Origin of the sequence: Herminiimonas sp. KBW02 (assembly GCF_003852535.1) — a bacterium.
GTDB lineage: Bacteria > Pseudomonadota > Gammaproteobacteria > Burkholderiales > Burkholderiaceae_D > Oxalicibacterium.
In genome coordinates this window covers 449,914-471,696 of the sequence record NZ_QAJP01000005.1, presented here as the reverse complement: position 1 = coordinate 471,696, position 21,783 = coordinate 449,914, and the positions used below count along the sequence as shown (strand labels likewise).

Sequence of the window (21,783 nt, the reverse complement as noted above, 5' to 3'; positions counted from 1 at the left end):
GTTCGCACTCGCGGATATTTATGAAATGAGTTCTAATAAAAAGCTGTAAAAAAACCATGCGGGCGTTTCCGCCAGCATGGTTTTCATGAAAAGCCATACTTATTTTTTAGCTTTTTTGCAATTCTTGCAGTGTCCGTACAGAGCCAGAGCATGGTCGGCAATTTCAAAACCGTGCTCTTCAGCGATACGCACCTGGCGCTTTTCGATTTCAGCATCAAAAAACTCTTCCACCTTGCCGCAATCCAGACAAACCAGATGGTCATGGTGCGAGCCTTCATTCAGTTCGAACACGGCTTTGCCGGTTTCAAAGTGATTGCGCTGCAGCAGGCCTGCTTGCTCGAATTGCGTCAAAACACGGTAAACCGTTGCCAGGCCGACATCCAGATTGTCAGCAAGCAACATCTTGTAGACGTCTTCTGCGCTCAGGTGGCGTACTTCGGCAGTCTGGAAAATATCGAGGATTTTCAGACGTGGCAGCGTCGCTTTGAGACCGCTGGCTTTTAACTCGGATGGATTGTTCGGCATGTTCTTGCTCATATTAAGGATATCTGCCTTATCATATAGTGTTTTCGTACAATTGCTCAATCCCTTGAGACCCCATATGCAAATGCTGCCCCGTCATTCTAATCGCGCCCCGCTCCTCGCTGGTACATTTTGCCTGGCATTGGCAGGCGTACTCTCAGGCTGCGCCTCGAAAAACCCGCTGATAGACGAACCCGCGCCAGTAGCTGCTGCGGCCAAACCTGCAGCTAAACCAGCCGCCCAGCCAGCACCGGTAGCAGCCAGCGAAGAAAAAGTAGCCGCAGACGCAGCCAAACCGGCAGTTGCAGCCGCGGCACCAGCCGCAAGCACAACGGCCAGCGGCGTACAGGTCAAACGTGAAAAACGCTTCCTCGGCATTTTCTCCCCTTACCGTCCTGACATCCAGCAAGGCAACTTCGTTTCGCAAGAAATGGTCGCCCAACTGAAAGAAGGCATGACGCAGGATCAGGTTGTCTTCCTGCTCGGCACACCTTTGCTGACCGACTTATTCCATGCTGATCGCTGGGACTACGCGTTCCGCATGCAAAAAGGTAATGGCGAAATCACCAGCAGCCGCGTCACAGTCTACTTCAAGGACAAGCTGGTCTCGTCCTACGAAGGCGGTGGCGACCTGCCTACCGAAAAAGACTACCTGGCACGCATTGCGGACAAAGCCAAAGCAGCAAACAAATAATCAACGAATTCTGAACACATGAATCAACTGAAAATCGCAGTAGCCGGTGCGTCCGGCCGTATGGGCCATATGCTGATCGAAACCATCCTGGAAGCACCGGATGCCAAGCTCGCAGGCGCACTGGATATCGCAGCCTCACCATCCATCGGCACTGACGCCGCAGCTTTCCTCGGCAAACCTTCCGGCGTATTGATCGCATCCGATTTCGCCCAGGGCCTGGCAGATTCCGACTTCCTGATCGACTTTACCCGCCCTGAAGGCACGCTCAAGCACCTTGAATACTGCGCCGCGCACAACATCAAAATGATCATCGGCACCACCGGCTTCGATGCGGCTGGCAAAGCGGCAATCGCTGCTGCCGCTGAAAAGACCGCCATCATGTTTGCACCGAATATGAGCGTAGGTGTGAACGTCACCATGAAATTGCTGGAAATGGCCGCGAAGAATTTCTCCGAAGGCTATGACATCGAAATCATCGAAGCACACCACCGCCACAAGGTCGATGCACCATCCGGTACCGCGATCAAAATGGGCGAAGTGATTGCCGGCGCGCTGGGCAAAGAACTCAACGATGTTGCGGTATGGGCACGCGAAGGCGTGACCGGTGCACGTGACCCGTCATCGATCGGCTTTGCCACCGTACGCGGCGGCGACATCATCGGCGACCACACTGTGCTGTTTGCCGGCACCGGCGAACGCATAGAGATCTCGCACAAATCGTCGAGCCGCGTCAGCTACGCACACGGCAGCTTACGCGCCGTCCGCTTCCTGGCCGACAAGAAAACCGGTTTGTACGATATGCAGGACGTACTCGGCTTGCGCTGATCCCTGCCGGACTGACTAAAACAACTCTCGGATAGACCACATGAACTCAACAGCAGCAGAGCAAAGCCTGGGACTCGCGCACTACTGGGCACAGGGCGATGCCGTTTCGCATAGCGTTGCGTATGTGCTGCTGATCATGTCCATCCTCAGCTGGTACTACATCCTGTCCAAGGCCTGGAGCTCATGGCGCATCCGTCGCAGCGCAGCCGCGCTGGACGGTTTCTGGCAAGCACCAACGTTGACAGATGCAATCGCGACCATCAAGCGGAGCGACAGCGAAAACGTCTACACACCGCTGGCGGCACAAAGTGTCGAAGCCGCCAACATCAAGCCGCATGCGAATTCGCTCAACGCCAATACCGATCCGGGCGAACTGATCACCCGCACACTGCGTCAGGAAATCAACCGTGTATCGTCGCGCCTGGAAACCGGCCTGACACTGCTCGCATCCGTTGGCTCTACCGCGCCATTTATCGGCTTGTTCGGTACAGTCTGGGGGATTTACCACGCGCTGGTTGCTGTCTCTTCATCCGGCACCATACAAATCGACAAAGTAGCAGGCCCGGTCGGCGAAGCGCTGATCATGACTGCGCTCGGTCTGGCGGTCGCGATCCCGGCGGTACTGGCTTACAACGCCTTCACCCGCGTCAATCGCATCACGCTGGCTGAACTTGACGCCTTCGCGCATGATTTGCACGCCTACCTGACTACCGGCGCACGCGTCGGCAAGTAATCCGGGAGAGAAACATGGCATTCGGCGGATTCAACGACAAGCAGCAAGCCGGTCCTATGGCCGACATTAACGTCACGCCTATGGTGGACGTCATGCTGGTATTGCTGGTGATCTTCATCATCACCGCCCCGCTGTTCACGCACGCCATCAAACTCGACCTGCCTAGCGCCAAATCAGCGCCGGCGCCGACCGAGCCGACCACGATTTCGCTCTCCATCAATGGCGCGGGCGCAGTATTCTGGAATAACGATCCGGTCACACTGGACGACCTGAACACCAGGCTGTCAGCCGCCGCGCAGCAGCAGCCACAACCGCAAGTGCAATTGCGCGCTGACAAAGGCACTCGCTATGAAGTCATAGCGCAAGTCATGGCAGCGGCGCAGGGCAATGGCATCGCCAAGCTAGGCTTTGTGACCGAAACACCGCAATCCACCAAGAAATAAGTCCATGGCCGTCGTACATTTAAACGGTGAACACATCACCGACTGGCCATCCTTTCACAGCGCCTGCAAGACTGCTTTCGGCTTTCCGGATTTCTATGGCGACAACATGGATGCCTGGGTCGATTGCATGAGCTATCTGCGCGATGAAGACGGCATGACGAAATTCCGTTTAAAACCGGCAGAAAAACTCCAGATCATCGTCGATCACGCAGATATTCTGCAGAAAAAAGCCCCGGACATCCTCGAAGATGTCGCTTTCTGCATAGAAGCGATCAACGAACGCTACGCCGATTACGGTGAAAATCCCGCACTGGAACTCAAACTGGCCTGATTTAGCGCCCCTATAAGCAGCCGCAGTCGCACCGCACGCATTTAGGAAATGAGTTCTAGGTGGTGAACCAGTATAATCACAGGTTCACATTCACTTTTGGCTCCATCCGTCATGCAAGATAAATACAGCCCCGCCGAAGTAGAGAAATCGGCGCACGACCATTGGCAGGCAATCGACGCTTACAAAGCCGTCGAAAACGCCAAGGATAAAAACGGCAACGACAAGAAGAAATTCTACGCTTGCTCTATGCTGCCGTACCCATCCGGCAAGCTGCACATGGGGCATGTGCGCAACTACACCATCAATGACGTGATGTACCGCTACCTGCGGATGAACGGCTACAACGTGCTGATGCCTATGGGCTGGGATGCGTTCGGCATGCCTGCTGAAAACGCGGCGATGGCGAACAATGTACCGCCGGCACAATGGACCTACGCCAACATCGACTACATGAAGACGCAGATGGCCTCCATGGGCCTGGCGATCGACTGGTCGCGCGAAATGACCGCCTGCCGTCCTGAATACTACAAATGGAACCAGTGGATGTTCCTGAAGATGCTGGAAAAAGGCATCATCTACAAAAAAACCGGTACCGTGAACTGGGACCCTATCGACCAGACCGTGCTCGCCAATGAGCAAGTCATCGATGGTCGCGGCTGGCGTTCGGGCGCGCTGATCGAAAAGCGTGAAATCCCGATGTACTACGCACGCATCACCGACTACGCGGAAGAATTGCTGGACCACGTCGACAATAAATTGCCAGGCTGGCCGGAACGTGTACGCATCATGCAATCGAACTGGATCGGCAAATCGACTGGCGTGCGCTTTGCGTTCACGCACGACATCGCCGACGAAGGCAAGCTCATCAATGACGGCAAGCTGTGGGTCTTCACCACCCGCGCCGACACCATCAAGGGCGTTACTTTCTGCGCCGTGGCACCGGAACACGCATTGGCGACCTACGCTGCCAAATCGAATCCAGAACTCGCCGACTTCATCGCCGAATGTAAACTCGGCAGCGTCATCGAAGCCGATATGGCAACGATGGAAAAGAAAGGCATGCCTACCGGCCTCTTCGTCAAACATCCGCTGACCGGCCAACTGGTCGAAGTCTGGGTCGGCAACTACGTACTAATCACCTACGGCGACGGCGCCGTGATGGGCGTACCAGCGCACGACGAACGTGATTTCGCCTTTGCCCAAAAATACGTACTGCCTATCCATCCGGTCATAGCCGTAGAAGGCAAAACCTTCTCCGATGTGTCCTGGCATGAGTGGTATGGCGACAAGGAAAATGGTCGCTGCATCAATTCCGGCAAATACGATGGCCTGAACTACCAGCAAGCGGTGGACGCCATCGCCGCTGACCTGGAAGAACTCGGCCTCGGCGAAAAGAAAATCACCTATCGCCTGCGCGACTGGGGTATCTCGCGCCAGCGTTACTGGGGCACGCCTATTCCTATCATTCACTGCAAGGATTGCGGTGATGTACCGGTACCGGAAAAAGATTTGCCTGTCGTACTGCCGGAAGATTGCGTGCCGGACGGCAGCGGCAACCCGCTCAACAAGCATGAAAAATTCCTGCATGTCGATTGCCCGCAATGCGGCAAGCCTGCACGTCGCGAAACCGACACCATGGATACCTTCGTCGATTCTTCGTGGTACTACATGCGCTATTGCTCGCCTAACAGCAGCGACGCCATGGTCGACAGCCGGAATGATTACTGGATGCCGATGGATCAATACATCGGCGGTATCGAACATGCAGTCCTGCATTTGCTGTACGCGCGCTTCTGGACCAAAGTCATGCGTGATTTCGGCCTGGTCAAATTCGACGAGCCGTTCACCAATCTGCTGACACAAGGCATGGTGCTGAACGAAACCTACTTCCGTGAAGATGCCAGCGGCAAGAAGACCTGGTTCAACCCGGCCGATGTACAACTGCAACTCGACGACAAGGGTCGTCCTGTTTCCGCCGTCCTGAACAGCGATGGCAAGGCAGTGGAAATCGGCGGCACGGAAAAAATGTCGAAGTCGAAAAACAACGGCATCGATCCGCAAGCGCAAATCGATCAGTACGGCGCAGATACCGCCCGTCTGTTCACCATGTTTGCTTCGCCACCCGAACAAACACTGGAATGGTCAGGTGCCGGCGTCGAAGGTGCCAACCGCTTCCTGCGCCGGGTCTGGGCGTATGCATACAACCAGGCGGCACGCGTGGCTAACACGACTGCTGTCGATCTGAACAAGCTGCCGGAAACGCATAAAGCCTTGCGCCGTGAAACGCACAAGATCTTGCAGCAAGCCGACAACGATTACAAACGCATTCAGTACAACACCGTGGTGTCAGCCGGCATGAAGATGCTCAACACACTGGAAGCGGCAAAGCTGGACGATTCGGCTGAGTCGAATGCCGTCATCAGTGAAGGTCTCAGCATCTTCCTGCGCGTCCTGAATCCGGTTGCACCGCACATCACGCATGCACTGTGGCAGGAACTCGGATTTGCTAAAGTACACGGCGACATCCTCGATGCGCCATGGCCGCAAGTCGATCCGGCCGCGCTGGAACAAGCCGAGATAGAAATGATGATTCAGGTGAACGGCAAGCTGCGTGGCAGCATTATCGTCGCCAAGAACGCCGACAAAGCCAGCATAGAAGCAGCAGCGCTGGCGAATGAAAGCGTGCAGAAATTCATCGAAGGCACACCAAAGAAAATCATTGTGGTCCCGGGCAAGCTGGTCAACATCGTTGCTTAAATTTTGTGCACAACATTTGAAGTACAACTGACGCAGGATTATTCATGTTAAAGAACCGTCGTCTCCTGACCCTGGTACTGGCTTCCAGCCTCTTGCTGACTGCTTGCGGCTTCAAGCTGCGCGGCACCATACTGGGCGGTGATCTGCCGTTCAAGTCAATTTACATCGCCGCGCCGGCAACCTCCACACTAGGTGGTGAATTACGTCGCTATATCCGCGGCAGCGGTGAGCTGGCCATCAAGGACAGGCCGGAAGACGCAGAAGCCATCCTGGATATCGTCAGTGAGCAACGCAACAAAGTCATCCTGTCGCTGAACAGCCAGGGACGTGTACGTGAATACGTGTTGAACTACCTCGTCACCGTTCGCGTACGTAACAATGCCGGCATCGAATACATGTCGCCGACCACGATTACGCTGAAGCGCGACCTCAGCTATAACGAATCGCAAGTATTGGCGAAGGAAGCAGAAGAGTCGATGCTGTACCGCGACATGCAATCTGACCTGGTGCAACAGATCCTGCGCCGCATCGCCGCCATCAAGCCGGTGGACAATGCAACTGCGAATTGATGCGCTAGACGCTCATCTGAACAAGCCGCTGGCCGGCTTGTATGTCATCACGAGTGATGAGCATTTGCTGGCACTGGAAGCCGCTGACAAGATACGCAAGGCGGCGCGCGCGCAAGCTTATTCGGAACGTGAAGTGCTGGTGGTCGATCGCAGTTTCAAATGGGGTGAATTGCTTGCTGCGAATCAGTCGCAATCGCTGTTTGGCGACAAGAAGCTGATCGAACTGCGCATCCCGACCGGCAAACCGGGCAAGGATGGCAGCAAGGCACTACAGGACTACGCTGCATCGCTCAGCCCCGACAACGTGACCTTGATTACGCTACCCAAACTCGATTGGGCCACGCAAAAGGCCGCCTGGGTTGCCAGCCTGCAGCAAGCCAGTGTGTACATCGACATTCCTTTGGTTGAACGCGCGCAATTACCGGCCTGGCTGGGCGTACGACTGACAGCACAACGGCAGAGCGCAAACCGCGAATGCCTGGACTTCATCGCGGATAGGGTCGAAGGCAATTTGCTGGCGGCGCATCAGGAAATCCAGAAACTGGCCCTGCTCTATCCGGAAGGGCCTTTAAGTTTTGAACAAATCCACGACGCCGTACTGAATGTAGCGCGTTACGATGTGTTCAAACTGAATGAAGCCATGCTCAGCGGCGACACCACCCGCCTCGTACGCATGCTGGAAGGTTTGAAAGGGGAAGGCGAAGCCTTGCCGCTGGTACTGTGGGCCGTCGCCGAAGAAGTCCGTACCTTGCTGAAACTGAAATCCGGCGTAGCGCAAGGCCGCCCGCTGAGTCAGTTGACGAAAGAATATCGTATCTGGGGGCCGCGCGAACGCCTGATAGAACCTGCGCTACGTCGCCTCAAATTATCGACGCTGGAAAGTGCGCTGCAAGAAGCGGCACAAATCGATAAGATGGTGAAAGGTTTACGGGCGAAACAATTTTCCGGCGATGCCTGGGATGCCATGTTGCAACTGGGATTGAAAATCGCACGCGGCTAGTTTGCAGTTGTCACAACTTGCAATATCGAGGGACGCCCAGCATATAGTTGTTCAGGCCTTAAGTATCAACAGTTAGTTATTCATCAATCGTCACACCAACCATTCCTTAGCAAAATGGACATCAAGCAATACATGAAAGAAGTTGGTCTGCGCGCCCGCAAGGCATCGCGCGCCATGGCCAAAGCTGACACCGCAGCCAAAAATCAGGCTTTGCTCTTCATCGCTGCGGCGATACGACGCGAAGCAGACACCTTGCGCGCTGCCAACCAGCGCGATCTGGAAGCAGCCCGTGCCAACGGCCTGGCACCCGCCCTGCTCGATCGCCTGACCTTGTCTGACAAAGCGATTGCGACCATGGCCGAAGGCCTGGAGCAAATCGTTGCACTGCCCGATCCTATCGGCGAAATCTCGAACATGAAATACCGTCCGACCGGCATCCAGGTCGGCCAGATGCGCGTGCCTCTGGGCGTCATCGGCATCATCTACGAAGCACGCCCTAACGTGACCGTCGACGCTGCCGGTTTGTGCATCAAGAGCGGCAACGCCACCATCCTGCGTGGCGGCTCCGAAGCCATCCACTGCAACCAGGCACTGGCAAAACTGGTCAACGAAGGCCTGGCTGCTGCCGGTTTGCCCGCCGATGCCGTACAAATCGTCGAAACCACAGACCGCGCTGCAGTCGGTGAACTCATCACCATGCCGCAGTACGTCGACGTCATCGTGCCACGCGGCGGCAAAGGCCTGATCGAACGCCTGATGCGCGAAGCCACCGTACCTATGATCAAGCACCTGGATGGTATTTGCCACGTCTATATCGACGACAAGGCTGACCTGAAAAAAGCGCTGGATATTTGCTTCAACGCGAAGTGCCATCGCTACGGCACCTGCAACACCATGGAAACCCTGCTGGTCGCACGCAGCGTCGCCGCAGCCGTCTTGCCTGAGCTCGCCAAACTGTACGCGACGAAAGAAGTTGAATTGCGTGGCGATGATGAAGCGCGCGCCATCCTGCAGGGCTATCCGCATTTGGCCAGTGCGACCGAAGAAGACTGGAGCACTGAATACCTGGCCGCCATCCTGTCGGTCAAAATCGTCGGCAGCCTGGATGAAGCCATCGATCACATTAACACCTATTCATCGCAACACACAGACGCCATCGTGACCGAGGATTACACCCGTGCGATGCGCTTCCTGCGTGAAGTGGATTCGGCATCGGTCATGATCAATGCATCGACCCGTTTTGCTGATGGCTTTGAATATGGCCTTGGCGCAGAGATAGGCATTTCCAACGACAAACTGCACGCACGCGGACCTGTGGGTCTGGATGGATTGACGTCACTGAAATATGTCGTCTTTGGTCATGGAGAGGTTCGTAGCTAGTACGATGTAATTCCGCAGGCGCAGATGATTGCCCTGCGTAAGTCCTTCTCACTTAGCAGGAAAATCACATGCTCTGGATCAAAGCACTGCACATCGTATTCGTCATTTCCTGGTTCGCCGGCTTGTTTTACCTGCCGCGCATCTTCGTGAATCTGGCGATGGAAACCGATGCCACTGCGACCACCCGCCTGCTGCTGATGGCACGCAAGCTGTATCGCTTCACCACCATCCTGGCGGTGCCAGCGGTACTGTTTGGCGTCGGCCTGCTGTTTTACGGCTTCGGCCAGGGGCCGGGCAATGGCTGGTTGCACGCCAAGGTCGTGCTGGTCATCCTGGTGATCGGCTACCAGCATGCGTGCAACTCTTTACTGAAAAAATTCGAGCATGGCGTCAACAAGCGCAGTCACACCTGGTTTCGTTGGTTCAACGAAGTACCTATCGTCCTGCTGCTCGCCATCGTGATCCTGGTCGTGGTCAAACCGTTTTAAACATTTTTCGGAGCCTTCATGGCCAAGATCTGCGAATACTATTTTGCACCCCAGTCACCGTGGGCCTACTTCGGCCATGCGCGCCTGATCGCACTGGCGCAGCAATACGATGTGCAAATCGATATGAAACCTATCGATTTGCCCAAGTTGTTCAGCGTATCCGGTGGCTTGCCACTGGCTAAACGTCCGCCACAACGCCAGGCTTATCGTCTGGTCGAACTCAAGCGCTGGAGTGCACACCTGAGCTTGCCGTTGAATTTGCAGCCCAAGTTTTCACCTGCCTCCGGTGATGCGGCATCCAAACTAATCATCGCGACCAAGTTTGCGCATGGCACTGACGCCGCCCTGAAATTGACGGGTGACATCATGCACGCATTCTGGGCCGACGATAAAAACATCATGGATGCTGAAACCCTGAGCGGACTGGCAAGTGCCGCCGGACATGACGGTAACGCGCTGGTAAAAGCATCGGAAACCACCAGCGTGCAAAACGAGTACGAACAATTTACCAATGATGCAATGGCGGCCAGTGTCTTCGGCGCACCGTGGTATATCGTCGACGGAGAAGCGTTCTGGGGTCAGGACAGACTGGACTTCGTCGAACGCGCTTTCCAAAAATAAGCGCAATAGTTGCAACAAGCTACGCGCGACACATCACGATGTGGTCGCGCGTCTATTTTTATAACGGATAAAGGGTTCCCCACATGTCTTCATCATTTTCTTATTTCTGCCCATGCCCACGCGGTCTGGAAATCGCTCTTGCTGAAGAGCTCAACGAAATCGCCCTGCTCGATAAAACCCTGAAGGTGCATACCCAGGTTCCGGGCGGCGTGCATTGCTCAGGCAGCTTGCAGGATGCGTATCGCATCAACCTGCATTCGCGCATCGCGTCGCGTGTATTGATGCGCATGGCGCACGCCAGCTACACCACCGAAAACGATATTTATGATTTGACGTTGGCGCAAGCGTGGGAAGACTGGTTTGAAGTCGACCACACCATACGCATAGACGTCACCGCAATCAAATCGCCATTGCGCAGCCTGGAATTCACCACGCTGAAAATCAAGGATGCCATCTGTGATCGCTTCCGTGACATCTATAATCGCCGTCCCTCGGTCGACACCAAAATGCCGGACATGCGCATCGTCGGCTTCCTCGATGCACGTACCTTCACCCTCTACCTGGACACATCCGGCGAAGCCCTGTTCAAACGTGGCTGGCGCATGGAAACCGGCGACGCTCCACTGCGCGAAAACCTCGCGGCGGGCTTGCTGCGCACTTCCGGCTGGAAACCGGGCATGACCTTGTTTGATCCTATGTGCGGCTCCGGCACCATCCTGGCAGAAGCTGCGCAAATGCTGGCAGGCATCCCACCCGGCTTGCATCGTGACTTCGCCTTCGAAAAATTCGCTGGTTTCAGCAAAGCAGAATGGGCAGCTATCAAAGCCAGCGTCAAACCGAATCCATTGCCGACTGAACCTACCATCTTCGGCAGCGACATCTCGGGCGATATGGTCGCCATGACACGCAACAATCTGAACAAGGCCGGCATACGCTTCGAAGTCCCGCTCAAGCAAATCGAAGCACAGGAAGTCAAAGCGCCGAGTGAAACACCAGGCATCCTGCTGACCAATCCACCTTACGGCGAACGTATCGGTGTGCGTGGTGACAGCACGATGGAAGCAGATGATATGGCGAAGGAATTCTTCAGCGCATTTGGCACCACGCTCAAGCAACGTTTCGCCGGCTGGAAAGTATTCCTCTTTACCGCTGATCTCGGCTTGCCGAAATTACTGCGCCTGAAAGAAGCGCGTAAAACACCTTTCTTCAACGGAGCGCTGGAATGCCGTCTGTTCCGTTTCGATATGGTCGCTGGCTTCAACCGCCGTGAACAAGCGATACCCAAGACTGAAACTAAACAGTAAACTTCCTGAAGTCTCCTGACAGTATGCTGTCAGGAGCACCCGCGCATGATGCTCGCTGCCATTTGGCATTTCATGCGAGGACATCATGCAAACAAAAATAAACTGGTTCGAAATCCCTTCCAACGACTTTGCTCGTGCCACACGTTTTTACGAAACGCTGTTTGATACCAAGCTACAGATAGAAGGCGCCACTGCCGACCTGATGCAGATGGCTATCTTCACCAGCCCTGCTGGTGACAGCTGTGGCTGTGTCACACACAGCGAACATCAAAAACCCAGCAGCAACGGCACCATGATTTACCTGGATGCAGGCGCATCTATCGATGCCGTCATACAACGCGTCGTACCGGCCGGCGGCAAAGTATATGTACCGAAGACACAGCTGCCTGACGACATCGGCTATATGGCGCATTTCGTCGACACCGAAGGCAATCTGATCGGACTGCATGCGATGTCTTAAGCGTCACGCATTGCATTCGATGTAAGTATCTCTCCGTCACCCTGCATACACGTTTGTGCTGCAGGGGATGGGGAGCGTCGCACACCTGACCGGGCTATTCAGCCGCCAACAATTTACAGCCAAGTGAAGCACCTTGGTCACCTGTAAACACTTTCCAAACAAAAAACAATATGGAAATTCCGATAAATTAAGTTTCCATATGGAAACTTAATTTGTTCAGGATTTCTCTCGTAGCTTCATACCAATCACTATTCGAGAATGGCTAGCCATCCAGGTTGGCAATATCTAACCTGGAAATCTCAGGCCCCTAAGTTGCGGGGATTCGAATATCACCTTCTGAAGGAAGTCAGTATGAAACTACATAAACTTATACTTGCAATTGCTGTGGGTGCTGCGTCTATAGGCGTTGCCTCCGCTGATTCGCTGAACAAGTCCATCAACCTCAAGGCGACCATCAACGATTCGATTTTTGTATCGAAACCTGATGGCTCGAGCTGGTACGGTACTGAAGAACTGGAACCGGACGGTTTCCTGCAAACGAAGTTCACCAAAGTACTGCCTGTCCGCATCTACTCCACCAAAAACGGTTTCCAGGTCTTGCTGGCATCGCCATTTCAACTGGCTAATGGTGGCCTCACCATGACCGGCACAGCGAAACTCGCCGGCGTGACGCTATCGAGTACTGCACAAAAAATCAAAATGGTCACTCCGGCAGGCTCCGGCACTCCGGCAGGTTCCTTTGATCAGCAGTACGACCTCGAAATCGAAGCGATTTCCCCGACAGTACCAGAAGGCGTTTCCCGCAACGGCGCGTACACGGGTGATCTGGCAATGGTATTCGAAGCAACGACGATTACTCCTTAATCCCGTTTTTGCTGAACATGTAATGCACCGTGGCGGGCCTGGACAGCACCATGCCCGCCTTTTCTTTTCTCTCTCCTGATCAAATACAAACAAGCATAGGTATGCACACCGGATGGCTTCCTTTTCGTCTCGCAAAGCTAGGTCTTGAACTGTGTACGATGATATCGCTATCTGCATATGCACAAGTCAAGATCAGCTATGGCGTGCCTGAAGGGTTCGATGCTGTTGAAATGGACAACACAGCGAGCTATGTGTCCACCTTCGATGGCAAAACACTGCCCGGCCTGATCCGCTATTCACAGCAACAGGAGCAACTCGTATTCGACGAAAAACAATATGCCGCCAACGGCATACCGGCTGAAGAAATTGCAAAAATCAGGGAAGTGGTCTCACTGATCGACTACAAGCAATGCGTCAACGGCTGCGACAAAGAATATGCCAGTTACTACGTCACGATAGACAAGCTGCGTCGTACGCTCGTCATACGCAGCACCCGCTCCGACTATCTGGCACCGGAGACCAACTGGGGATTCGTCAACAACTACTCCCTGAACCTGAGCGGCTCGTCCGACAGTTACCGCTCCATCTATACCAGCGGCAATACCTACCTGGGACTGCCGCAACGCAGTTTTGGCTACATGAACTGGTACGCAAGCCGCAGCGAGTTGCAGGGACGCAAAGGCAGCATGCAGGGAATTTCCTCCTACTACGTGCAAAAGAATTTCTCTGAAACCTATGTGCGCATAGGCAAACAAAATGCGATTGACTATGGATCCGGTGCAGTCAGCACCATGCTCACGCCCAGCTTCGATAAATTCATCACCATCGGTAACCAGGAAAATCTGCGCAACACGCGTGATCTTGGTTCACTGGTGCTATACGCGACGGTCGAAGGCAATTACGAATTTTATCGCGGTGGTCGTCTGATCTGGCGGCGTCCCGCCGAGTTGGGGCGCAATGAAATCAGCTTCGCTTCGCTGCCTGGCGGCTACTACCCGCTGGAGATACGCCTGCTTGATCGTAACGGCAACATACTCAGTACCGAAGTACGCGACATCAACAACCTGAATTTTTCCGGTGGCAGCAATTCATGGCGCGTCACCGCAGGCCAGGAAATGGATAGCGGTCAACGTCTGATACAAGCCTCAGTCAGTCGCAACCTGAGCCAGTTCTATGTGAACGGCTCAGTCGTCACTGGCGAAAAAGGACGCTGGGCAGGTGAGCTCAACCTGACTCGCCCCAGCGCAATCGGCACCATGAACATCACGCCGACTATAGGCCTGCTGGGCGGTGAACGCGGCTACGGTATCTACGGCAATCTCATGCTGAATGATCCGGTGCTGGGCAACCTGACAATGAGCCGTTATCAGATATCGGACATATCACGTTTTTACCGTGGCTCGCCGAGTACCAATTTTTCGTACAACCGCGCATTGACCGGTAGCGCCTTACTGTTCTACAACTATTACAAGTACAGCACTACCAGCGCGCACCAGGCCGAACTACGCTGGAACTACAACCCGAACGGGCTATGGTCAACCTTTGCACTGGGCGTGCAAAAAGGCGGGTACATGGTAGGCCGCGACGGTGGTTACGCGCTCTACTTCAATACGACGTGGACACTGGACAAATCACAGGGCAGTATCCGCGCCTCGCAATATGGCGGTCAAACGCAACTAAGTGGTGACTACAAGCGCAGCTTCCAGGACAACTACGGCACCACCTCGGTCGGCGTGAATGCAGTACGCCAAACCATGGGCAAGGGCATCAATGCCTATGTCTCGCGTTCAGGCACACGCGGAGATGCAACCCTCAACGTAGGCGCCACCAGTGATGGCCGTACCAACATGAACCTGAACATCCAGGGCATGCTCGCCGCCAACGCGGACGGCATTGCACTGGGACGCTATAGCTCTGGCGGCAGCGCCATGCTATTGAAAACACCTGACCTCGCCGGGACTCCCTATGGCTTCAACGTGAATGGCAATCCGGTCGGCAGTGGCGGCACCTATGCAGTGCCTGTCACCTCATATGGCGATGTGTCATTCGCCCGCGTCGATAGCAGCAGCAAGGTGCTGGATATGAACATCGAGGTACCGGCAAATATCGTGCGCGCGCATCCGGGTCAGGTCTATAGCGCCGAAGCCAAGGTCGATCTCAACATGGCTTACAACGGCTTGCTGATAGGCCCTGACGAGCAACCGGTAGGTGGGCACATCGTCGAAACCGGCGACACAGCCTATCCCAACGGCCTGTTCGCAATTTCGGTCAAGACCATACTCACCAGCATTTCGGTACAACAAAAAAATGGCCTGATTTACCTCTGCGATCTGTCGCAGCAGATCCGGGATGGCTACTACCGCTGCCAACCGAAAGTAACTACAGACGACCTGCCCAGGGCTAAACGTGAGCAGGGTGAAGTCGCCCTCAAATGAAACAGATCTGCCACATATAGGTGAATTAAAACGATGAAAGCATTACAGAAAATACGCTGGATCATTCTGCTTGCGCTGCTGGGCACATCATCTGCCCAAGCGGATGGTGAACTGATGGTTATGCCGGCCACCCTCAAGGTTTTTCAGGGCCACGACTACTTCGTCACCTTAAGAAATATGGGTAGCGCACCGCTATACCTGAATATCTCGCTCCTGCAAGTCAGGAATCCAGGCCTGATGCCGGAAGACAAAGTACCGCTGGCCGAAGTGGAACGCCCCGGTTTGCTCGCCAGCCCGGAACGCGTGACTTTGGGTGCAGGCCAGTCAAGAAAGGTTCTCGTCAGATCATTGTACGAACCGAGTACAGAAGCGCTGTACCGCCTGTATGTCGTACCCGCGCGCGCCATACAGCTGGAAGAAGGCGCAGCGCAGGACAAGATCACCGCACCGATGTCCATCACTATCGCTTACGGCGTCCTGTTGCGTCATATGCCGCCACCAGCCAGGCAAATCGAAAGCTGGTCGCACCGTTGCGAGAACAATGCGATCGTGCTGGAAAACACCGGCAGCGTGCGCGTCTTGCTGACCGATGTCAGCAGTGATAAGGAAACCACGCCGGCTTCACGCGCCTTGTTCCCCGGCACAACGCAGCGCATAGAAGGCAAACAGCTGAACTGGGTAGAAAACGACCAACCCAAAACACTGGCATGTCATGGATAAGACATGCAGTCCCTAGCTCCATCTTTATGGCGTGCCAAACTGACCATCCTGGCTCCGCGACGCGCGCGCTGTGTGCTGTTCTTGTGCCTATCGCTATGGTCAATGACGGACGTCATGGCTGCCGGTGTATTGAAGCTATCGAATGTCGAAATTTGGCTGGGCCCGAACCAAAGTACAGCGGAACTATATGCGGAGAACGTCGGCGATTCCATGTTGTATCTGGATGTCCTGCAGCGCTTGCTGCGCAACCCTGGCGAGCGGCCCGAGCAGTTGGTGCCGCTGCAGGAAATCGAACAACCGACCTTGCTGGTGGCGCCACTGCGACTGGCACTTGGACCGGGGCAACGCTACCTGATCCAGCTACGGGAACTACAGCGGCCGGGCACACCGCAAGTGTGGCGTGTGACATTCCAGCCGCGCGAAAAAATCACCATCGCAGGAGAGTTGACAGATGGGGCCGCTGCCCCGCTGTCACTCAGCATCGGGTATGGCGTACTGATCTATCAAATGCCGGACAAATAAATCAGCCCCGGCTATTTTGAAATGGAGCTTCTGTGAAAAAATTCTTATTAACCGCTATGTTGCTCGCCCAGATGCTGATGCCTGGCGCAGCATGGTGCGAAATCGAAATCGTAGCAGGCAGCAAGACGCACAGTGTCATTCGGGCGAAAGTTGTAGCCAAAAGATACATCGAGGTCACCGACGCGCAAGGTCACTGGCCAAATGTGCTGGTGCTGGAACAGTCCGGTGGCCTGAACTCCCCCTTCGAGGCCCAACTGAATTTGATGGTGCGGTCCTTACCTGCCAAGTTTCAGGTAAGTCTGGCAGCGAATCCGACTTTGGTCAGTGAGAGTCACCGCTTCCAATCTGTCGAAGTAAAGCTGGAACCCGCATCGGGCGGCGCCGCACAATTAATCCCGCTCACCCCCGCCATACTCGTCTTCACCAACACAATCTACCTCACAGGCAGTGGTGGGACAGCACCGGGCCCCGGAGATATCAGTACAGGCAACTACATGCTGAAAATCCGCGCTCAACCTCCAGACGGGAGGGTGCAAGAAGTCGGCGGCATTTATACAGGACAACTGTCGATGATCTTTGAACCTGTAGCACAAACCCCTCCTTAAGTCGCCACCTTACATCGTCTTCTTGAGTCGCCTTCTTATGGAATACGCACTAGCAGTACGGTTTATACAGCCATCGATAAAGAAAATTATGCATCGGACACCCGTACGACTGATGACTACAAAAAGGGAAGCATCATGACACTACATCTGCATGGTTCGTACCATCGCGTTGCGCAATCGCACGGTCGTTTCATTCTTTATCTTCTGTGTGGAGTATTGCTACTGAGCGGCATGCTCATTCCGCGTACCACCCATGCACAGTATCTTGCTTACCTTACAACGGGAGCCAGATATAACAACTGTGCGGTGACAACTACCCCAAACGGGAAAACCATTTTTCGAGTCAACGCCTATCTGGTAGGAGCGTTTGGAATGATGTCCCAGCAAGGGAGGCAATTCTCTACCTGGGGTGTGGGCGTATCTTTTTTGGATCGCAATGGGAATATGAAAACCGTACCTTCCAGTGTGCAGGTTGAGCTGAATCAGATACCCTCTGTAGATGGCTACGGCTTTAGACCCGCTCCCTTGGTGAAATTTTTCTCAGGTCCACAAACCGATACGATCATACCGGCATATGCAAATAGCTGGCACCGCATATCGGCAGGCAAGGTCGACATCCAGGTCGCGGTGAATAGTATCGACATACAAGAATGGCCTGGCGTCGGTATCAACATGTCGATACGCAGCACCATGTCCGACATATTTTTAGATGCCCCTGGAGTCTACCTTACAGAAAGCAGTGCATTGAATAGCAGCGCATGCAAGGAATTTTTGCCAGGAACCAAGCCACCACGACCGAAAAAGAAAAACCTCCTGGTCGAGGCTCCCGACTGGAATTTCGGAACTCTGGATACGGCCCAGGCGGATCAAGATATCGCATTGAGCGAAAAATTTTGTTTGTCTTACGATCCCTCTACCATCTATAGCGAAAAGCTCACATTAAACGTAAGCAACCTCAATGGAAAAATGGGCACGAATATGTTCAAGCTGGTACATCGTGACGATCCCACTGCGGTCATACCCTATAGCATGCTCTTGCGCGGAACGGCCTTGGTTGGTGGCGCCTACAGAATGCCTAACCAAGGCCCGACCGCATTCTGGGTAAAGAATTTCAGTAACAGCGGAAGAACCTGCTTTGACGCGAGCTATACGACCCAAGTCCTACCCACCTCGAAGCCCGGTGACTATATGGACACGCTCTACCTCACTATAGCGAATCCACCCTGATGAAATAGCAATGATGTGCCTGCTCGCCAAATTGCAACCCTGACTTGCCGCCCCTGCCAACGGCAAGTCGCGTCAACACCGTCGGATGATTTTATAAAAATGTATATGCTGCCTACGAATTCGATTATGTTGGTGCTCATTCTGCTCGTTCCTGCCATCGCGCACGCCCACATCGGCATCGATCCGAGGGAAATCGCGGTACAGGACCAAGAGATGCAAGTCACTGTCTCCAATCATGGGGCAGAGCCGGAGTATGTTTCCGTAACTTTATCGCGGCTGCAGAATCCCGGGGTACCACTGGAAGACGAACAATTACAGGCCGTCAGCGAGACCGCAAGCCCGACCCTATACGCCACACCGTTTCGCATGACCTTGCTACCAGGTCAAAGCAAACCCATCACGCTCAAGCCACTGAGCGAAATAAGCACTGAACAAGTATATCGCCTGGATGTACGCCCCGAAGTCGCGAACATGAGAACCGGACGCTCAGGCCGGGTAGGCATGGTGGTGATCAAGATCGCTCACAGCGGAATAGTACGGCAACTGCCGCGACGCCAGCACCAGGCGATGCAAGTCCTCTGCAGCGCAGACGGTGCCCGTATCTTAGCCACTGGCAATGTACGTCATCGCATCGAGGGAGCCGCCATTGACGGCGAGGTGCTGGAAGCATTCAATGTTTATCCCGGCACACCCAGGACACTGATCGGGCAACATATCACGGTACCCGGATATCCGGCTTGTACTGCTACACCACCTTAAGCACACACAAGACCGGACGCGCTCCTGTCACTGCCTGTCCACCGATACAACTGGACGGTGGTACGCGCATTTGTCAAAATGTGGCAGCTTCATTTGCGGCATCCTTTGCTACATTGTTTGTTGCACCAACCGCTCTTCCGCTCACCATGTACCTCCTCGCCATGCAGCCAAGTCTGATCAGGAACCAACACCATGCGCCGCGCTGAACGCCTGTTCCAGATCGCACAGTATTTGCGTGGCCGAAGGCTGACCACGGCCCTGCAATTATCAGAATGGCTGTACGTCTCCGAACGTACGATTTACCGCGATATCCGTGACCTGTCGCTGTCTGGCGTACCGATTGAAGGTGAAGCAGGCGTCGGTTATCGCGTCAAGGCTGGCTTCGATTTACAACCGTTAATGTTTAGCAGCGACGAGATCGAAGCGCTGGTCGCCGGTGTACGCATGGTGCAAGCCTGGGGTGGCCCACAACTGGCCGCATCCGGAGCTGCAGCACTGGCCAAGATCACACTCGCCCTGCCGCGCGAAAAACGTGATTTCGTCGAAGCCACACCTTTGTTTGCACCGGACTTTCATATCGAAGCCAGCCACGGTGAACGACTGGAAAACATACGCAAAGCTATCGGCAAGCAAAACAAACTCTTGCTCAATTACATCGATGCCAAACAGCAAGCCAGTTGCCGCACCATCTGGCCATTGGCACTATATTTCTGGGGCAATACCTGGTCTATCGCCGCCTGGTGCGAAACCCGCAGCGATTTCCGCTCGTTCCGGCTGGACCGCGTACAGACGCTGGCCGATGGCGGCTCCTACACTGGTGTCAGCGGCCGTCGCCTGGCCGACTTTGTGCGCGCGATGAAGCGTCAGATGGACTGCAACTAAACGCATCCAGCATAAGTGTCCGTGATAGCTTTGCCAACGTTTACGGCCGTCGTCAGCGCGCTCGCCTTGATTGGGCTATGCTTTTCCTTTTGCCACGCAGGAGCATGCCATGTCGAACCACGCCACCTTACAGTTAAAAGACCTGAGCCTCTTGCGCAATCAGGCCTATATCAACGGCGCATGGGTGACGGCCAAGGCCAGCTTCGACGTAAATAATCCGGCTGATGGCAGCCACATCACGCAAGTGCCGAATATGGGCGCAACGGAAGCCGAGCAGGCGATACAGGCGGCGCATGTCGCCTTCCCTGCGTGGGCTGCCAAAACCGCCAAGGAACGCGCCAACATCATGCGTGCATGGTTTGATCTCATCATCGCAAATGCAGACGACCTGGCAGCACTGATGACAGCGGAGCAAGGTAAACCGCTGATCGAGTCACGTGGCGAAGTTATCTACGGCGCCAGCTTCATCGAATGGTTTGCCGAGGAAGCCAAGCGCGTCAGCGGGGATGTGATGGCATCAACCTGGAGCGACAAACGCACGGTCACACTCAAGCAAGCTATCGGCGTATGTGCATCGATCACACCGTGGAATTTCCCGATTGCGATGATTACGCGCAAGGTCGCTCCGGCAATAGCAGCAGGCTGCACCATCGTCATCAAACCCGCCGAGCAAACGCCCTTGTCCGCGTTGGCCATCGCAGAACTGGCGCACCGTGCAGGCATCCCGGCAGGTGTCGTTAACGTGGTGACGTCGGATGCTGACCAGTCTATCGCTGTCGGCAAGGTACTCTGCTCCAGCCCTATCGTGCGCCATGTATCGTTCACAGGTTCGACGCCGGTCGGCCGCATCCTGATGGAACAGTGCGCACCTACGGTTAAAAAGATAGGGCTGGAACTCGGCGGCCATGCGCCCTTCATCGTCTTTGATGACGCCGACCTGGATGCAGCAGTGGTCGGCGCCTTGCAATCCAAGTACCGTAATGCCGGACAAACCTGCGTCTGCACCAATCGCTTCTATGTACATGAATCGATCTACGATGCCTTCGTACAAAAGCTGGGAGAAGGTGCAGCGAAGATCAAAGTCGGTAACGGCTTTGAACAGGGCGTATTGCAAGGACCGCTGATCGATGCGCAAGCCGTCAAAAAAGTGGAACAACATGTAAGCGACGCCGTGAACAAAGGCGCGCACATCGTGACCGGCGGCAAACAGCATGCGCTGGGCGGTTACTTCTATGAACCGACCGTGCTGTCCAACATCAACACCGACATGCTGATCATGCATGAAGAAACCTTCGGCCCGGTGGCAGCGGTCATCAGGTTCAAAACCGAAGAAGAAGCAATCGCCGCCGCCAACGACACCGATTTTGGCCTGGCCAGTTATTTCTATTCACGTGATATCGGTCGCGTATGGCGCGTCGCTGAAAAACTCGAGTACGGCATGGTCGGCATCAATACCGGCCTGATTTCAAATGAAGTTGCGCCCTTTGGCGGCGTCAAACAATCCGGCCTGGGTCGTGAAGGTTCAAAGTACGGCATAGAAGAATATTTGGAAATCAAATACCTGTGCATGGGCGGTATCTGAACCCGCACAACTACATGGCTCCATCACATCGGTCACAAGCGTAGTACCAACAATAAAGAG

Annotated in this window: 23 protein-coding genes; 22 read left to right on the top strand and 1 reads right to left on the bottom strand. The window is 54.6% G+C overall.

The annotated features are described in order from the left end of the window. Positions 1 to 99: 99 nt before the first annotated feature. The gene (fur, locus tag DBR37_RS11625; protein ID WP_124574629.1) at positions 100 to 525 is read right to left on the bottom strand and encodes a ferric iron uptake transcriptional regulator; all 426 of its coding nucleotides are present in this window, start codon (positions 523 to 525) and stop codon (positions 100 to 102) included. Between the two features lie 76 nt (positions 526 to 601). Between fur and DBR37_RS11620 the strand changes: the two genes are divergently transcribed. From DBR37_RS11620 to DBR37_RS11515, 22 genes are all read left to right on the top strand, one after another. Then, positions 602 to 1,216, top strand: a complete 615-nt coding sequence (locus DBR37_RS11620; protein ID WP_233588353.1) for an outer membrane protein assembly factor BamE — start codon at positions 602 to 604, stop codon at positions 1,214 to 1,216. An 18-nt stretch (positions 1,217 to 1,234) separates the two neighbouring features. After that, positions 1,235 to 2,041: a 4-hydroxy-tetrahydrodipicolinate reductase gene (gene dapB / locus DBR37_RS11615; RefSeq protein WP_124574627.1), complete on the top strand. Its 807-nt coding sequence runs from the start codon at positions 1,235 to 1,237 to the stop codon at positions 2,039 to 2,041. Positions 2,042 to 2,081: 40 nt separating this feature from the next. Beyond that, entirely contained in the window at positions 2,082 to 2,774 is a 693-nt protein-coding gene (locus DBR37_RS11610) for a MotA/TolQ/ExbB proton channel family protein (RefSeq protein ID WP_124574626.1), read from the top strand. Positions 2,775 to 2,788: 14 nt separating this feature from the next. Further along, a complete protein-coding gene (locus DBR37_RS11605; protein WP_124574625.1) occupies positions 2,789 to 3,217 on the top strand; it encodes a biopolymer transporter ExbD in 429 nt (142 codons plus the stop codon). A 4-nt stretch (positions 3,218 to 3,221) separates the two neighbouring features. Then, positions 3,222 to 3,548 carry a barstar family protein gene (locus DBR37_RS11600; RefSeq protein ID WP_124574624.1) on the top strand — a complete coding sequence of 109 codons (327 nt, stop codon included), beginning with the start codon at positions 3,222 to 3,224 and terminating at the stop codon, positions 3,546 to 3,548. 111 nt (positions 3,549 to 3,659) lie between these two features. Beyond that, positions 3,660 to 6,305, top strand: coding sequence for a leucine--tRNA ligase (gene leuS / locus DBR37_RS11595; protein ID WP_124574623.1), 2,646 nt, complete (start codon positions 3,660 to 3,662; stop codon positions 6,303 to 6,305). A gap of 44 nt (positions 6,306 to 6,349) precedes the next feature. Beyond that, positions 6,350 to 6,874 carry an LPS assembly lipoprotein LptE gene (gene lptE, locus DBR37_RS11590; protein ID WP_124574622.1) on the top strand — a complete coding sequence of 175 codons (525 nt, stop codon included), beginning with the start codon at positions 6,350 to 6,352 and terminating at the stop codon, positions 6,872 to 6,874. Further along, positions 6,858 to 7,874, top strand: a complete 1,017-nt coding sequence (gene holA, locus DBR37_RS11585; RefSeq protein WP_124574621.1) for a DNA polymerase III subunit delta — start codon at positions 6,858 to 6,860, stop codon at positions 7,872 to 7,874. Before lptE ends, holA begins: the two co-directional genes overlap by 17 nt. Before the next feature lie 114 nt (positions 7,875 to 7,988). Beyond that, positions 7,989 to 9,254, top strand: a complete 1,266-nt coding sequence (locus DBR37_RS11580; protein WP_124574620.1) for a glutamate-5-semialdehyde dehydrogenase — start codon at positions 7,989 to 7,991, stop codon at positions 9,252 to 9,254. Between the two features lie 68 nt (positions 9,255 to 9,322). Then, on the top strand, positions 9,323 to 9,742 hold the full coding sequence (locus DBR37_RS11575; RefSeq protein ID WP_124574619.1) for a CopD family protein: 420 nt from the start codon (positions 9,323 to 9,325) through the stop codon (positions 9,740 to 9,742). An 18-nt stretch (positions 9,743 to 9,760) separates the two neighbouring features. Continuing rightward, the gene (locus DBR37_RS11570) at positions 9,761 to 10,363 is read left to right on the top strand and encodes a 2-hydroxychromene-2-carboxylate isomerase (protein ID WP_124574618.1); all 603 of its coding nucleotides are present in this window, start codon (positions 9,761 to 9,763) and stop codon (positions 10,361 to 10,363) included. Between the two features lie 83 nt (positions 10,364 to 10,446). Continuing rightward, complete coding sequence (locus DBR37_RS11565) at positions 10,447 to 11,667, top strand: class I SAM-dependent RNA methyltransferase (RefSeq protein WP_199739100.1); 1,221 nt, start codon at positions 10,447 to 10,449, stop codon at positions 11,665 to 11,667. 85 nt (positions 11,668 to 11,752) lie between these two features. Continuing rightward, positions 11,753 to 12,127: a VOC family protein gene (locus tag DBR37_RS11560; protein ID WP_124574617.1), complete on the top strand. Its 375-nt coding sequence runs from the start codon at positions 11,753 to 11,755 to the stop codon at positions 12,125 to 12,127. A 351-nt stretch (positions 12,128 to 12,478) separates the two neighbouring features. Next, a complete protein-coding gene (locus tag DBR37_RS11555; protein ID WP_124574616.1) occupies positions 12,479 to 12,991 on the top strand; it encodes a CS1 type fimbrial major subunit in 513 nt (170 codons plus the stop codon). Between the two features lie 158 nt (positions 12,992 to 13,149). Beyond that, on the top strand, positions 13,150 to 15,426 hold the full coding sequence (locus DBR37_RS11550) for a TcfC E-set like domain-containing protein (RefSeq protein ID WP_233588352.1): 2,277 nt from the start codon (positions 13,150 to 13,152) through the stop codon (positions 15,424 to 15,426). Positions 15,427 to 15,459: 33 nt separating this feature from the next. After that, the gene (locus DBR37_RS11545; protein WP_124574614.1) at positions 15,460 to 16,146 is read left to right on the top strand and encodes a pilus assembly protein; all 687 of its coding nucleotides are present in this window, start codon (positions 15,460 to 15,462) and stop codon (positions 16,144 to 16,146) included. 3 nt (positions 16,147 to 16,149) lie between these two features. Next, complete coding sequence (locus tag DBR37_RS11540; protein ID WP_233588351.1) at positions 16,150 to 16,668, top strand: hypothetical protein; 519 nt, start codon at positions 16,150 to 16,152, stop codon at positions 16,666 to 16,668. A gap of 32 nt (positions 16,669 to 16,700) precedes the next feature. Then, on the top strand, positions 16,701 to 17,273 hold the full coding sequence (locus DBR37_RS11535; RefSeq protein WP_124574613.1) for a hypothetical protein: 573 nt from the start codon (positions 16,701 to 16,703) through the stop codon (positions 17,271 to 17,273). 135 nt (positions 17,274 to 17,408) lie between these two features. After that, positions 17,409 to 18,500 (top strand): hypothetical protein, encoded by a 1,092-nt coding sequence (locus DBR37_RS11530; RefSeq protein WP_124574612.1) that lies wholly within the window; start codon positions 17,409 to 17,411, stop codon positions 18,498 to 18,500. Between the two features lie 213 nt (positions 18,501 to 18,713). Continuing rightward, positions 18,714 to 19,259, top strand: a complete 546-nt coding sequence (locus DBR37_RS11525) for a hypothetical protein (RefSeq protein ID WP_233588350.1) — start codon at positions 18,714 to 18,716, stop codon at positions 19,257 to 19,259. Positions 19,260 to 19,451: 192 nt separating this feature from the next. Next, positions 19,452 to 20,141: a YafY family protein gene (locus DBR37_RS11520; protein ID WP_124574610.1), complete on the top strand. Its 690-nt coding sequence runs from the start codon at positions 19,452 to 19,454 to the stop codon at positions 20,139 to 20,141. A 109-nt stretch (positions 20,142 to 20,250) separates the two neighbouring features. Then, positions 20,251 to 21,723: an NAD-dependent succinate-semialdehyde dehydrogenase gene (locus DBR37_RS11515; RefSeq protein WP_124574609.1), complete on the top strand. Its 1,473-nt coding sequence runs from the start codon at positions 20,251 to 20,253 to the stop codon at positions 21,721 to 21,723. The last annotated feature ends 60 nt before the right edge of the window (positions 21,724 to 21,783 follow it).

Bases quoted from the DNA above. Each gene is read 5' to 3' on its own strand.
- DBR37_RS11550 (WP_233588352.1), top strand. From the start codon at position 13,150: ATGATATCGCTATCTGCATATGCACAAGTCAAGATCAGCTATGGCGTG.
- DBR37_RS11520 (WP_124574610.1), top strand. From the start codon at position 19,452: ATGCGCCGCGCTGAACGCCTGTTCCAGATCGCACAGTATTTGCGTGGC.
- DBR37_RS11600 (WP_124574624.1), top strand. From the start codon at position 3,222: ATGGCCGTCGTACATTTAAACGGTGAACACATCACCGACTGGCCATCC.
- DBR37_RS11555 (WP_124574616.1), top strand. From the start codon at position 12,479: ATGAAACTACATAAACTTATACTTGCAATTGCTGTGGGTGCTGCGTCT.
- DBR37_RS11580 (WP_124574620.1), top strand. From the start codon at position 7,989: ATGGACATCAAGCAATACATGAAAGAAGTTGGTCTGCGCGCCCGCAAG.
- DBR37_RS11565 (WP_199739100.1), top strand. From the start codon at position 10,447: ATGTCTTCATCATTTTCTTATTTCTGCCCATGCCCACGCGGTCTGGAA.
- DBR37_RS11540 (WP_233588351.1), top strand. From the start codon at position 16,150: ATGCAGTCCCTAGCTCCATCTTTATGGCGTGCCAAACTGACCATCCTG.
- lptE (WP_124574622.1), top strand. From the start codon at position 6,350: ATGTTAAAGAACCGTCGTCTCCTGACCCTGGTACTGGCTTCCAGCCTC.
- DBR37_RS11545 (WP_124574614.1), top strand. From the start codon at position 15,460: ATGAAAGCATTACAGAAAATACGCTGGATCATTCTGCTTGCGCTGCTG.
- DBR37_RS11620 (WP_233588353.1), top strand. From the start codon at position 602: ATGCAAATGCTGCCCCGTCATTCTAATCGCGCCCCGCTCCTCGCTGGT.
- DBR37_RS11560 (WP_124574617.1), top strand. From the start codon at position 11,753: ATGCAAACAAAAATAAACTGGTTCGAAATCCCTTCCAACGACTTTGCT.
- holA (WP_124574621.1), top strand. From the start codon at position 6,858: ATGCAACTGCGAATTGATGCGCTAGACGCTCATCTGAACAAGCCGCTG.
- DBR37_RS11610 (WP_124574626.1), top strand. From the start codon at position 2,082: ATGAACTCAACAGCAGCAGAGCAAAGCCTGGGACTCGCGCACTACTGG.
- leuS (WP_124574623.1), top strand. From the start codon at position 3,660: ATGCAAGATAAATACAGCCCCGCCGAAGTAGAGAAATCGGCGCACGAC.
- DBR37_RS11575 (WP_124574619.1), top strand. From the start codon at position 9,323: ATGCTCTGGATCAAAGCACTGCACATCGTATTCGTCATTTCCTGGTTC.
- dapB (WP_124574627.1), top strand. From the start codon at position 1,235: ATGAATCAACTGAAAATCGCAGTAGCCGGTGCGTCCGGCCGTATGGGC.
- DBR37_RS11605 (WP_124574625.1), top strand. From the start codon at position 2,789: ATGGCATTCGGCGGATTCAACGACAAGCAGCAAGCCGGTCCTATGGCC.
- DBR37_RS11525 (WP_233588350.1), top strand. From the start codon at position 18,714: ATGCAAGTCACTGTCTCCAATCATGGGGCAGAGCCGGAGTATGTTTCC.
- fur (WP_124574629.1), bottom strand. From the start codon at position 525: ATGCCGAACAATCCATCCGAGTTAAAAGCCAGCGGTCTCAAAGCGACG.
- DBR37_RS11515 (WP_124574609.1), top strand. From the start codon at position 20,251: ATGTCGAACCACGCCACCTTACAGTTAAAAGACCTGAGCCTCTTGCGC.
- DBR37_RS11570 (WP_124574618.1), top strand. From the start codon at position 9,761: ATGGCCAAGATCTGCGAATACTATTTTGCACCCCAGTCACCGTGGGCC.
- DBR37_RS11530 (WP_124574612.1), top strand. From the start codon at position 17,409: ATGACACTACATCTGCATGGTTCGTACCATCGCGTTGCGCAATCGCAC.